A 12851-nucleotide genomic window follows, 5' to 3' on the forward strand; every position below is an offset into this window, starting at 1 on the left:
GGGGCCCTGTATTGAGTGCCCGTGTCAGGCGTCGCCTGTACGATATTGGGCATGGTGTCTTCAGAATCAGCGTCTGCGGCATCGACTTTCACGGCATGGATGCAGTTCATTGCCGTCAGTGTCGTTGCCGGAATCGTCGGTGCAGGTCTTGCGATCCCATCCGTGGGTGTGGCATCCATCGGTGCGAACAACGCTCTCAAGATATTCAACGCCCTGCCCGCGCAGCTCGACGAAAGGCCGTTGGCCGAACAGTCGCGCATGCTCGATGCCGACGGCAAGCAGATTGCGAGCTTCTACTGGCTCAACCGCAAAGAAGTTCCGCTGGACAAGATCTCTGAGCCCATGCAGGAAGCCACGGTCGCCATTGAGGACTACCGCTTCTTTGAACACGGCGGTGTTGACTTCCAAGGCATCGGCCGTGCTCTTGTGCACAACCTCGTTTCGTCCTCCAAACAGGGCGGATCGACGCTGACTCAGCAGTACGTGAAGAACGTGCTTGCGGAAAACGCCCACGCCGAAGCCGACGAAGAAGGCGTGCAGGCGGCCAAAGAAGCTTCCGGTATGGCGGGCTACGCCCGTAAGCTCCGCGAAGCGAAGCTGGCAGTGGCGGTCGAAAAGAAGTACGACAAAGAAGAGATCCTCAACCGCTACATGAACATCAACAACTATTCGGGCTCCCCGAATGTCTACGGTGTCGAAGCGGCTGCGCAGCACTACTGGTCGATTCCGGCTTCCAAACTCAACTACGCTCAGGCCGCAACCCTGGCCGGCATTGTGAAGAACCCAAGCGCATACAACCCCGAACGTTTCCCGGAAAACGCGCTGGATCGTCGCAACGTGGTGCTTGCCCGCATGCACCAGCTGGGCAAAATCTCTGACGAAGAATACGAAGAAGCCAAAAAATCAGGCCTTGACCTCAAGGTCACCAAGACGTCCAACGGCTGCATGGGTGCAGGCGACATGGGCTTCTTCTGCGACTACGTGCAGGCCTACATCGAAAACAACGAGGCCTTCGGCAAGACCAAGGACGAACGGCGCAACCTCCTGCAGCGCGGCGGTCTGACCATCAAGACGACCATCAACCCCAAGCTGCAGAAAGCCGCTTTCAAGGAGGTCAAGAAGCGCGTTCCAATCGGCGATCCTTCGGGTGCAGGCCATTCGATCGTGACGGTCGAACCGGGCACCGGGAAAGTCCTTGCCATGACGCAGAACCGCAACTACTCCGTCACGGAGGGCAAGAAGAACAAAGACACCGCGATCAACTACAACGTGCAGAAGGCCTACAACGGGGCAAACGGCTTCCAGGTGGGCTCAACGTGGAAGCCGTTCGTGCTGGCTGAATGGCTGAAAGAAGGCCACAGCCTCAACGGCTCTGTCGACGCCACAAAGCGCACCTTCTCGGCGGGCTCATGGCGGTATGACGGCTGTGACAGCTACGGCTCCAACTGGTCGCCGAACAACGCCGGTGACTCGCGCGTAACTCAGAAGATGACCGCACTGGCGGCCACGAAGAACTCGGTCAACACCGCCTACGCTGCAATGGCCAACCAGCTCAACATGTGCGGCATCATGAAGACTGCCGAAGCTCTTGGCATCAAGTACGGCAACGGTCAGTCGCTGGAAAGCGTCCACGAACAGCTGGGTGTTGTCGAAGCGCTCCTGCCGTCGTCGGTTCTCGGCATTGTGCAGGTTGCTCCCATCGACATGGCAAACGCCTATTCTGTGTTTGCCTCCGGCGGCATGCTGTGCCAGCCCACTCCCATCGAGGAGATTACGGACGGCGAGGGTAAGAAGGTCAAAATCCCGGACCCCGACTGCCACCGTGCACTCGATGAAGACGTCGCCCAGAACGTGGCCTACGCACTGTCGCAGACCTTCAACGGCGGAACCACCACGCGGCTGAAGATCGGCGCTCCTGCTGGAGCGAAGACCGGTACCACCAACTTCGAAGTCGGATCCACGTGGCTTGCGGGCTTCACCTCCAATATGTCGACAGCCGTGTGGACCGGCGACCCGAATGGTTCGCGCGACTGGCGCAAGAACGGCAAGGGCGTTGTTCGCGGCCGCGTCTACGGTGCCACCTACTCCGGCGCCACCTGGCAGAGCTACATGAACCAGGCGGTCAAGATCGTCAAGGACAACAAGGGCATTGGCGGCCCTGTTGGAAACAGCGCGAAGAAATCGGATGACGACGCTGGCGACGACGACTGACACGCGGCTGTAGCGTCTATGACGCGCACCGTGCCGGCAGCGCCTGCGGCTCGTACAATTGAACCCGTCCACCGAAAGGGGAGAAAATGCAGAAGTGGGAGTACGTCACCGTGCCCCTCATGATCCACAACACCAAACAGATCCTCGATCTGTGGGGTGAGGACGGCTACGAACTCGTCCAGGTAGTGGAAGGTCCCCAGGGCAACGGGGGACTCGTTGCCTACATGAAGCGTCCGAAAGGCTGATATGTCGAAGATCGAAGACCGCCTCAATGAACTCGGCTTCCCGCTGCCGCAGCTGGCAGCGCCCGCCGGCTCCTACCTGCCCGCAGTGAAGTCGGGTGACCTCGTATTCACCTCGGGCCAGCTGCCGTTCCGCGACGGCGAACTTGCCAACCCCGGCCGCCTCGGCGACAACGTGACCGTCGAACAGGCCCAGGAATCCGCCCGCTACTCGGTGCTCAACGCACTCGCCGCAGCCAAAAGCGTCATCGGCGACCTCGACAAGATCGAGCGCGTGGTCAAGGTCAACGGTTTCGTGACCAGCACCGATGACTTCAAGCAGCAGCCCGAAGTCATCAACGGCGCATCGGACTTCCTCGCCGACATCTTCGGCGAAGCCGGTCAGCACGCACGCTCGGCACTGGGCACCAACGCCCTGCCCAAGGGCACCTGCGTCGAGATTGAATTCATCTTCCGCGTCCGCGACTGACGCTCAGCCGGCGCAGAAGTCTGCGCCGAGTCTTCAGGCGGGTGGGTCGAACAGACCCACCCGCCTGATTCGCGCCTCCAGCGAACTGGTGCGCACCATCGAGCTTTTCCGCTCCGCTGACACACAGCCCAACCCCGACTATCCGCGCAGGGCGGTCAGCCTCGTGCTGGTGCGTGACACCGAGAAGGGACTCGAGGTGTTCATCACTCGGCAGGCCGACCAGCGCGGCGTCAGTGACCGCAACAGGTTTTCGTTCCCCTTCAGCGTGGTCCGCCCGGAGGATTCTCGCCAGCTTTCAATGGGCGATTGGACATCAGAGCGCTGCGCCAGGGCTCTGCGCTTGAACCGTTCCGGCCGCGCTGTTGCGTTTTTCTCCGCTGCCGGCCGGCTGGCCCTGCAGAACATGGGCATCACCTTGGCTGAGGGACACGACCTGCGTGTAGTAACCGACATCGAACCGCAGTTCCTCCACACCGCGGGGAAGAAGCTGCGCGATCACCGTGTGTCCTTTCCCGCGGTGCTGCGCAGCCGTGACGTTGAGTTCCGGCCCGACCTCCTCAAACCGTGGATGCGGTGGGTCAACACCTCGTGGCAGCTGCGCCGCTACGACACCGTGTACTTCGTGTGCGTGGTCCCACCCGGCCAGCACGTGGACTTCGTATCAATCAACCAGTCGTGGGGCGGATGGATGACCCCACAGGAAATCCTGGGTGCCGTCGATGTGTGGGAAGAGGGCCAAGGCGCCTCAGCCCAGTTCATCAGCGTGGCAACGCGCCTCGTGCTGGAATCCCTGCGCACTGTCCCAAGCGCGGCCGCAAGTATGCTGAAGATTCGCGACCTCAGGCCCCTGCAGCCGACAGTCCTGCAGCACAAGGGCGACTGGTACATCAGCATTGACAACCAGACCGACCACGCAATTGACGAACTGTCTCAGCTGACAACTGAAAGTGAAGAAGAAGATCCGACAACGCTGTCGGAATCAGAAAGCGAACCACCAGAAGAAGAATGACGACACCAGACCAGCAGGCGGCACCTCGTTTTGTTCGCCGCACAGCAGACAACCCCAGCCCCATGACGCTGGACGGCACGAACTCCTATGTGCTGTTCACGGCGGATGACACAGCCGCCGTCATCATCGACCCCGGCCCTGAACTCGAAGCGCACCTGCAGGAACTGGGCGAGCTCGTGGGGGACCGTGAGCTGCGAGGCATTGTGCTCACCCACCACCACTGGGATCATTCAGACCTGCTGAAGACGGTCGACGGCTGGGCGCCGCAGACACCGGTTTTTGCTGTTGACAGCAGGTTCGCGCGCTTCGTTCCCGCACTGGAGCACGACGATCTGCACGGAGACGATGCGGTCCTCGAGTTTGGTCCAGCGGAGGACGACCGCATCCAGCTGATCCCAACGCCGGGGCACACGCTCGATTCGATCAGCGTGCTGTTCGGCAGTGTGCTGTTCTCCGGTGACACCGTGTTGGGGCGCGGAACAACCGTCATCATGCACGGTGACGGTTCGGTCGAAAAGTACCTGGATTCGCTCACGCGCCTGCGCAGCATGGTGGACGAGGGGCTTGTCACCGAGATCCAGCCTGCGCACGGGGACGCTATCACGGACCCGGGCGAGGTTCTGGACTACTACATTGCCCACCGCCGCGAGCGGCTGGACGAAGTGCGTGCGGCTCTCAAGGAGCACGAGGCGGAGCTCACCGGGGTCGAAATCTCACCTGAGCACGAACTGACTGAGAAGGTGGGCCGGACCGTGTATGCCACGGCACCGCAGAACATGCGGGAGACCGTCAATACGATTGTGGCCGCTCAGCTGGAATACGTGCAGAAGCACGGCTGAGCTGCCGCGGCTGAGCAGCGCCAGAGGGCACTGAAGGCCCGCCCAGTTTGGCTGGGCGGGCCTTTTCAGCCTTCACCGGCAGAGCCGGCGGCTGGTGGATCAGTGTGCGCGGTTGTGCAGGCGATCCATGTCGAGGATGACGACAGCGCGTGCTTCCAGGCGGATCCAGCCGCGCTGCGCGAAGTCAGCCAGAGCCTTGTTGACGGTTTCACGCGATGCGCCGACAAGCTGGGCGAGTTCTTCCTGCGTGAGGTCGTGCTGCACCAGGCTGCCGTCCGGTGCGGGGCGACCGAAGCGGCGGTTGAGGTCCAGGAGTGCCTTCGCGACACGGCCGGGAACATCGGAGAACACGAGGTCGCCGACGGTTTCGTTGGTGCGGCGCAGACGCTGGGCGAGTGCGCGCAGCAGGTTCATTGCGGCCCGCGGGCGGCCTTCCAGCCAGGCCATGAGGTCTTCGTGCTTGAGGCTGAGCAGTTCGGTCTGGCTGACAGCGGTGACGGTCGAGGAGCGTGGGCCCGGGTCGAAGAGCGCGAGTTCGCCGATGATTTCGCCGGGGCCGACGACCGACAGGAGGCTTTCGCGGCCGTCGTCGGATTCGCGGCCGACCTTGAGCTTGCCGGAGGATACGATGTAGAGCTCGTCGCCGGAGTCTCCTTCGTGGAAGAGGACGGCGGCACGGCGCAGGCTGCGCGGCTTCATGTACTTGACAAGGGCGTTCGTCGATTCGTCATCGAGTCCTGCGAACAGGGTCGCGCTGCGGACTACTTCGATATCCACGTCTGTACCTCCAGGTTGCTGTTCTGCGACGTTGGGACGCGGTTCTTCGGCCCAGTCAACTTCTGCCGCAATGTGATTCAGCTCAATCCTAGCAATGCTCACCGGGTGTGGCACGGGTCCGTGTTCTATGCTGACCAGCAGATAAAGGAGTGTGTGTGGCGCAGAAGAGCATGCTTGAGCGCAGTCAGCGTCGCTTTGCCGAGGAAACTCAGTTGGGCAGGGTCCGCAGGGCGCGCAAGATCGACCGGATGCTGCAGAAGGTGTTTCCCGATGCGCGTGCGGAGCTTGATTTTCGCAATGCGTTTGAACTGCTGATTGCGACGGTCCTGTCTGCGCAGACTACGGATATTCGGGTCAATCAGGTGACCCCGGAGCTCTTTGCGGCTTATCCGGATGCAACGGCGCTCGCGCAGGCTCGGCTGGAAGACGTCGAGGAGATTGTCCGGCCCACGGGCTTCTACCGGTCGAAGGCGAAGAACATCATCGCCTTAGCCCAGCAGCTGGTCGAGGACCACGGGGGCGAGGTGCCTGCCGACCAGGCCGCGTTGGTTCGCCTTCCCGGGGTTGGGGTGAAGACTGCGAACGTGGTGCTCGGCAATGCCTTTTCAACTCCCGGGCTGACGATTGACACTCACGTGGGGCGTTTGGCCAGGCGGCTGGGCTTCACGACCGAAGACAATCCCGACAAGGTGGAGGCTGATCTGCTTCCGCTGTACAGGAAGTCTGATCTGACGATGGTGTCGCATCGGCTGATCTTCTTGGGCCGGCGCATCTGCCTCGCGCGCGGGCCCGCCTGCGGTGTGTGCCCGATTGCCCGCCTGTGTCCGAGTTTCGGCACCGGTCCGCTTGATCCTGCCGAGGCCGAGGCGAAGCTCGCCTACGGCCTGCAGGTTCCGGACGGCGGGTGGCAGCTGTGAGCGATGATCGCCTGGTGGAAGCTCTCAGCGGTCTGGCGCAGTCGGATATTTCCGATCACTGGATTCATCACCGCAGGCCGAAACAGGACGATTCTGTGCGTCCAGCGGCCGTGCTCATGCTGTTCGGCCGCGGTACACAGCCGCGTACCGAAGCGGGTCTGCGCGAACAGGACCGTCTGGGGGATTTCGGCGATGTCGATGTCGTGCTGCTCAAACGGGCCGAAACTCTGCGCAATCATCCCGGCCAGGTGGCGTTCCCGGGTGGGCGCAAAGACCCCGAGGACGCAACCGCGATTGATGCCGCTCTGCGAGAAGCACAGGAAGAGACGGGAGTTGACCCGGGTCGTGTGGACGTCATCGGCACGTGGCCGTCGCTGTGGGTTCCCGTCAGCAGGCACAGTGTGACGCCCGTGATCGCCTCGTGGGAGGGTCTGCAGTCGCTGCGGGCCGTGGACCAGGCGGAATCGTCGTCCGTGTACCGGGTCCCGGTGGCCGATCTTGTGGCACCGGACAACCGCGGGGTGTTCGAGGTGCCGAAAACCGGGTGGCATTCGCCGGTTTTCGACGCTGGCGTTCTGCGGTCCTGGGGGTTCACTGCGGGGCTTCTCGACAGCGCGTTCGAGGCCCTCGGCTGGTCGCGGGAGTGGGACCGATCCAATCGCCTGCACATCGACATGTGAACCCACCTGACCTTCACCTCGGCAGGATGTTTGAGCTCTCCGGGCATGAAGAACCCCAAACACAAGAGGGGCCAATCCAGACGGACTGGCCCCTCTTGTGTTTGGGGTTCAGAGATTCACACGCGCGGACCCGATGGGTTGGTCAGTGCGGTCTTGACCGCCGCGATGACCGACTTGCCGCGGTCAATGGCGCGAGTCGGCGTGGGGTTGCCCTTCTTGAGCAGCGGTACCGCAATTGCGATGAGAATCGAGGCGATCACCACGTAGATGCCGAACACGATGAGCGTGCTTGCCCACCAGCCCCATCCGGCGAAGTCGTGGAAGATCGCGACGAAGAACGCGGTGAGGACGAACAGGGACATGATGAGGATGCCCAGGCCGACGACCGTCAGACCGATGGCGGTGCCGAGCTTGACGGAACCCTCTTTGATCTCCTGCTTGGCCAGTGCGGCTTCTTCTTCTGCCAGAGCCTTCGAGTCGGCAGAAATGTCCCGCACGATTTGCGCAATGGAACGATCAGACATGGGGCGTTGTCCTCCTAGAAATGCAGGCCTTTGTCACGATACTAGTGGGAACTGTTCATCAGCACCAACGATAGGTGGGGATGAGATGACCCTCACAGGCGCCTCGGGAGGGGCAGAGGAGTCCCCGCCCGCCCCGAAGCGCTCGTGCATGAGCCCTGCTCAGGAGTTGTGTGCGCGATCAACGGCCGCCTGGATGCTCGTCATGACGGAAGCGTCGGCCAGCGTCGAGGAGTCCCCGCCGTCTTTGCGCTCGGCGAGGTTTTTCAGCAGTCGGCGGACGATCTTGCCCGAACGGGTCTTGGGAAGGTCATCAACAAAGTAGATGCGCTTGGGCTTGGCGATCGGCCCGATTTCGCGTCCGACGTGCTGCCGCAGCTGTTCTTCTGCCCCTTCGTCGTCAGCAAAATCACCGCGGGTGATGACAAAGGCCATGACGGCTTGGCCGGAAGTCGGGTCGTCCGCTCCGACGACAGCAGCTTCGGCAACAGCGTCGTGCGACACCAGAGCCGATTCGATTTCCGCGGTCGACAGGCGGTGGCCGGATACGTTCATGACGTCGTCGACGCGGCCGAGGAACCAAATGTCGCCATCGTCATCGAAGCGCGCGCCATCACCGGCGAAGTACATGTTCTCAAAGCGCGACCAGTACGTGTCCTTGTAGCGCTGGTCATCGCCGTAAACACCGCGCAGCATCGACGGCCACGGTTCGGTGATGACGAGGTAGCCGGCCTGGTTCTTCCCGATGTGCTCACCTTTGTCGTCGACGACGTCGACGCTGATTCCCGGCAGCGGGCGCTGCGCCGAACCGGGTTTGGTAGAGACAACGCCGGGCAGGGGCGCGATCATGTTCGCACCGTTTTCGGTCTGCCACCACGTGTCGACGATTGGGCACTTCTCGCCGCCGACCACCCGGTGGTACCACATCCAGGCCTCCGGGTTGATGGGTTCGCCCACCGAGCCCAGCAGGCGCAGCGACGAAAGATCGTACTTCGCCGGGATCTCCTCGCCCCATTTCATGAACGTGCGGATGGCGGTGGGGGCGGCGTACAGCTGGGTGACACCGTGCTTTTCGACGATCTCCCACCAGCGGCCCTGGTGCGGAGAGTCCGGGGTGCCCTCGTAGATGACCTCTGTCATGCCCATGGCCAGTGGGCCGTAGGCGATGTAGGTGTGCCCTGTGATCCAGCCGACGTCCGCGGTGCACCAGAAGACATCGGTTTCCGGTTTGGCATCGAACACGTACTTCATGGTGTACGCCGCCTGGGTCAGGTAGCCGCCGGAGGTGTGGAGAATGCCCTTCGGCTTTCCGGTGGTTCCCGAGGTGTAGAGGATGAACAGCGGCTGTTCGGCTGGGAAGAACTCGGGGGAGTGTTCGGTGGACTGGCGGTCGACGACATCGTGGAAGTACTGGTCGCGGCCTTCGACCATGTGGGCGTCTTCGCCGGTTCGCTGTGCGACGAGCACGTGACGGACAGGGGTGTCACCGTGGGCCAGGGCTTCGTCGACCGTGGCCTTGAGGTCGCTGGGCTTGCCGCGGCGGTAACCGCCGTCGGCTGTGATGACGACTTCTGCTTGAGCGTCCATGATGCGCGAGTGCAGGGCATCGGGGCTGAAACCGCCGAACACCACGGAGTGCGCGGCACCCAGACGGGCGCACGCGAGCATCGAGATGACTGCCTCGGGGATCATCGGCATGTAGAGGGCTACGCGGTCACCGCGGCTGACTCCCAGTTCTGTCAGGGCGTTGGCCGTCTGGTTGACGCGGCGTGAAAGCTCCGCGTACGTGATGTCCTGGGTGTCTCCGGGTTCGCCCACGAAGTGCAGGGCCACGCGGTCGCCGTTGCCGGCTTCCACGTGCCGGTCCACACAGTTGTAGGCCACATTGAGTTCGCCGTCCTGAAACCATTTGGCAAAAGGAGGGTTGGTCCAGTCGAGGACTTCCGTGAATTCTTTGTGCCACGAAATGAGTTCTCGGGCCTGGTCAGCCCAGAAGCCCAGGCGATCGGCTTCTGCGCGCCGGTAGAGGTCTTCGGTTCCGTTGGCCTGGTCTGCAAATGCCTGCGGGGGAGCGAAGGTGCGGTCTTCTTGCAAAAGGCTCTGTGTGTTCTCGTCTGCCAAAACATCCTCGTTTCGTCGGTGAGTCCCGACCCCGTGAGCTTCTTTGCGCACGCGGCGGCTGTGATCTTCACACTAACGCCGGCAGCACTCGGTGCAAAAGGGGTGAATGTATTCGCGGCGCGATCTGCAGAGGCCGATTGTGTCTTGTTCAGTTCACGTTCATGCCGCCGTGTGAAAACATAGCCGTTGTGCACTGACGGGGCCCGCCCGGTTTGCAGGCTCGCCCTCCAACCGCGAACTAAGGAGTCATTGAGCATGAGCAGTCCATACGGCAATCAGCCGCACTATTCCGGCGGTGATTCGCAGCCCGGCCCCTACAACAGCCCGCAGGATCCTCAGGCCGCGCAGCAGGCTTTCAGCCAGGGACAGCCGTACGGGGCGAGCCCGGCTGCAAGCCAGCAGGCCTTCAGCCAGGGACAGCCATACGGGGCGAGCCCGGCTGCAAGCCAGCAGGCCTTCAGCCAGGGACAGCCATACGCCGCGAGCCAGCCGGCGTTCAGCCAGAACCCGCCCGCCGGTGCAGCGCCCGGAGCAGCGAACGCATCCGCCCCCGGGGCAGCCAGCGGTTCTGCCGCCGGTGGCGCCGGAGGATTCGGACAGCCTCAAGCACCCAAGCAGCCTTCCGCGTTTGGGCTTCGCGAAATCCTTCTGGCCGTCGGCGCATTTCTGGTTTTCGTCTCCATGTTCCTGCCTCAGTACAAGTGGGGGACGGACTCGTTCTACTCGGACAGCTATGAATGGCTCTGGTCGTTCAGCCTGAACGGCTCGGGTGTTCTGATGCTCGGAGTTCTGCCGGTCCTCGCTGCCGGTCTCATCGGCGTTCTCAACAAGACTGTCCGTTCGTTCCCGCAGCACATCGGATCATTCAGCCCGGATCAGTTCGTCACGGCCCTGGCTGTGTCCGGTGCGGCAGTGCAGTTCGTGCGGTTCATCCACCTGTTTGCCTTTTCCACTCCGTCGTGGGGTGCGTTCATTGGTCTGCTTGGCGCCGGACTGGCGGCGTTCGTCACCGTATTCACCATGATTCCGGCACTCGGAGCTTCTGAATTCGACGCCCGCGAATCCGTTCCCGCGCACCCCAAGGCCCGCCCCGTGCGTCGCGCCCCGGCGCAGGCTCCCGCTGTGCAGCCAGGTTTCGGTCAGCCCGGACCTGTACCGGGTGCTCCTGCTCAGAACGGTCAGGTTCAGGGCGGACCGGCACAGCCCGGTTTTGCCCAGCAGAGCCAAGAGTGGCCCGGCTCCGGCCAGCACGTGCAGGCACAGAGCGGACCGGCACACCCTGGTTTCGCTCAGCCCGCACCCGCTGAATCTGCGCCCGCTCAGCAGGAGCCGAACCAGAGCGACGCCGCGCGTGGCTCGCACGCCGGTACAGGACACATCGGGGCGTATTCGCAGCCGTCAGCCAGCAGTGCGCAGTCGCAGTCGGCAGACGCTGCACAAGCGCTGGCCCCCACGGGCGAAAACTCGCAGGCAGAAACCGCGAAGCCCGCGGCTGCTGCGGCATCGGAGACAGCAGATCCCGTTGCGCCCGCTGCATCGGAAACAGCAGAGCCTGCTGCACCGGCTGCCGATGTCGCCGCAGCGTCGGCCGCTCCGGCAGACTTCACGCCCGTTCCCGAAGACCCGGTCGCGCCTTCTGCTGAGGAAACTTCCCCCTCGGAGGCTGCGGGTCTTTCCACCACCGCCGACTCCAAGGGAAGCGACGCGGAGAAGCACTATGGCCGCGAATCCGATCTGACCGCTTCGGATGACGGCGCTCGCCGGCGGGACACGACCGAGCTCAGCGGCGCCTCGGCAGACGAGGGCAGGCAGGAGCAGCCCCAGCCGGAACGGGAAGAGCCCGTTCAGGAAGAGACCCAGCTGTTCCAGGCGTTCCCCACGTCTCAGTCCGAGCAAGCCCAGCCGCAGCAGACCCCGTTCTGGTTTGCGGTTCCGGAACCGCGCGTGGCCGTTGACCCAGCCGGCAACCCGGCGTTCCAGCTGGAGCCCGGAAAGTGGATTCTGGCGATGGCGGACAACGGCGATTCGTTCACGGTGCAGAGCGAAGACGGTCGGATCGGCGAACTGCGCAACGTCCATGGAGTTGAGCGCGGCTGATGACGGATCTTTCACAGGCCCTGCGCGCATTGGCGCAGGTCCCGGCGGTCGAAGAGGCCGTCGAGCGGGTCCGCACCGCCTGCACGCAGCTGCGCTGGCACAACGCGCTGCGCAAGCGGATGGCGGAATGCCGCGCCGAAGCGACAGTGCGGGCTGCGCGCACCTCGGCCGCGTTGGAGGGTGCTCGCTACCCGCTGAACTATGTGCGCGAGGTCATCGGCGCTGGGCGTGAAGTCACCGACGACATGTCGGGTGTGCAGCTGACCGCCGCGGTGCGGGTGGCTGCCGTCGCCGACGAACTGTCACAGACCCCGGACGCTCTGCGCTCTGGTTTTATGGGTCACCTGGCCAGGCTGAGCCTGGCGGCCGGGGCGGGCCTGGCTGACGACGATCAGCTGGGCAGGCCGCGCCGCGCCGGCGAAGAGCCCGGTGACATGGGCGGACTTCCCGCAGCCCCGAGCCCTGACGAAGTCCAGCAGCGCCTGGCCGACCTCGAAGCGCTGCTGCAGGACGAAAGCCTGCCCGGCTTCGTGGTTGCGTGCATTCTGCACGGAGAGATCCTCGCGATGCGCCCGTTTGTGATCGGCAACGGACTCATTGCCCGCGCCCTGTTCCGCATCCACATGGTGTCCTCAGGCGTTGATGTGACGGGTGTTGCAGTGCCGGAAGCGGCGCTGCTGTCCGATGCCGCAGGCTACGGCGAAGCCGGTGCCGCCTACACAAGCGGTCGGGACGTGATCGGCTGGATCACTATGAACGCAGAGGCTGTGGAAAAGGGCGTAGGCGAAGGTGTGCAGATCTGCCAGAGCGTGCAGGCCGGCCGCATTCCGCGCACCTGAGCTCTCGGCAGGCGTCGGCGGCCGTGCCGCTCCACGACAAAGGCCGAGGTGGAACTCCTGGGGAGTTCCACCTCGGCCTTGTCTGTGACTTGGGTGCTGCCGGCTGTGGATAGGGGAGCGTTTGTCCAC

At 63.4% G+C, this 12851-nt stretch carries 12 protein-coding genes; 9 read left to right on the forward strand and 3 right to left on the reverse strand.

What is annotated here, in order from left to right; all coding sequences use genetic code 11:
• Positions 1-51 precede the first annotated feature (51 nt).
• The 5 genes from HMPREF3087_RS05300 to HMPREF3087_RS05315 all read left to right on the forward strand — a co-directional run bounded on the left by HMPREF3087_RS05300 (position 52) and on the right by HMPREF3087_RS05315 (position 4770).
• Complete coding sequence (locus HMPREF3087_RS05300; RefSeq protein WP_256173047.1) at positions 52-2211, forward strand: transglycosylase domain-containing protein; 2160 nt, start codon at positions 52-54, stop codon at positions 2209-2211.
• 86 nt (positions 2212-2297) lie between these two features.
• Positions 2298-2456, forward strand: coding sequence for a Sp36 family protein (locus HMPREF3087_RS10620; protein WP_019174463.1), 159 nt, complete (start codon positions 2298-2300; stop codon positions 2454-2456).
• 1 nt (position 2457) lies between these two features.
• Positions 2458-2922 carry a RidA family protein gene (locus tag HMPREF3087_RS05305; protein WP_019174464.1) on the forward strand — a complete coding sequence of 155 codons (465 nt, stop codon included), beginning with the start codon at positions 2458-2460 and terminating at the stop codon, positions 2920-2922.
• Complete coding sequence (locus tag HMPREF3087_RS05310; RefSeq protein WP_141738881.1) at positions 2894-3931, forward strand: NUDIX hydrolase; 1038 nt, start codon at positions 2894-2896, stop codon at positions 3929-3931. The genes HMPREF3087_RS05305 and HMPREF3087_RS05310 overlap by 29 nt, the downstream gene beginning before the upstream one ends.
• Positions 3928-4770 carry an MBL fold metallo-hydrolase gene (locus HMPREF3087_RS05315; RefSeq protein WP_070428354.1) on the forward strand — a complete coding sequence of 281 codons (843 nt, stop codon included), beginning with the start codon at positions 3928-3930 and terminating at the stop codon, positions 4768-4770. Before HMPREF3087_RS05310 ends, HMPREF3087_RS05315 begins: the two co-directional genes overlap by 4 nt.
• Before the next feature lie 99 nt (positions 4771-4869).
• On the opposite strand, the gene HMPREF3087_RS05320 is transcribed toward HMPREF3087_RS05315, so the two are convergent.
• Entirely contained in the window at positions 4870-5547 is a 678-nt protein-coding gene (locus HMPREF3087_RS05320) for a Crp/Fnr family transcriptional regulator (RefSeq protein WP_026022688.1), read from the reverse strand.
• A 170-nt stretch (positions 5548-5717) separates the two neighbouring features.
• Here HMPREF3087_RS05320 and nth point away from each other — a divergent pair, with 170 nt between their 5' ends.
• Together nth and HMPREF3087_RS05330 are read left to right on the forward strand one after the other, a co-directional pair.
• Positions 5718-6464: an endonuclease III gene (nth, locus tag HMPREF3087_RS05325; RefSeq protein WP_070428420.1), complete on the forward strand. Its 747-nt coding sequence runs from the start codon at positions 5718-5720 to the stop codon at positions 6462-6464.
• Complete coding sequence (locus HMPREF3087_RS05330; protein WP_256173048.1) at positions 6461-7144, forward strand: NUDIX hydrolase; 684 nt, start codon at positions 6461-6463, stop codon at positions 7142-7144. Before nth ends, HMPREF3087_RS05330 begins: the two co-directional genes overlap by 4 nt.
• Before the next feature lie 116 nt (positions 7145-7260).
• Here the strand turns inward: HMPREF3087_RS05330 and HMPREF3087_RS05335 are convergent, their stop codons facing one another.
• Positions 7261-7668: a phage holin family protein gene (locus tag HMPREF3087_RS05335; RefSeq protein WP_062020143.1), complete on the reverse strand. Its 408-nt coding sequence runs from the start codon at positions 7666-7668 to the stop codon at positions 7261-7263.
• A 159-nt stretch (positions 7669-7827) separates the two neighbouring features.
• Positions 7828-9786 (reverse strand): acetate--CoA ligase, encoded by a 1959-nt coding sequence (gene acs, locus HMPREF3087_RS05340; RefSeq protein ID WP_070428356.1) that lies wholly within the window; start codon positions 9784-9786, stop codon positions 7828-7830.
• A gap of 255 nt (positions 9787-10041) precedes the next feature.
• Here acs and HMPREF3087_RS05345 point away from each other — a divergent pair, with 255 nt between their 5' ends.
• Positions 10042-11883 carry a hypothetical protein gene (locus HMPREF3087_RS05345; protein ID WP_070428357.1) on the forward strand — a complete coding sequence of 614 codons (1842 nt, stop codon included), beginning with the start codon at positions 10042-10044 and terminating at the stop codon, positions 11881-11883.
• The gene (locus tag HMPREF3087_RS05350; protein ID WP_070428358.1) at positions 11883-12722 is read left to right on the forward strand and encodes a Fic family protein; all 840 of its coding nucleotides are present in this window, start codon (positions 11883-11885) and stop codon (positions 12720-12722) included. The genes HMPREF3087_RS05345 and HMPREF3087_RS05350 overlap by 1 nt, the downstream gene beginning before the upstream one ends.
• Positions 12723-12851: the final 129 nt, after the last annotated feature.

It is taken from the genome of Brevibacterium sp. HMSC22B09, assembly GCF_001806795.1.
GTDB lineage: Bacteria > Actinomycetota > Actinomycetes > Actinomycetales > Brevibacteriaceae > Brevibacterium > Brevibacterium ravenspurgense.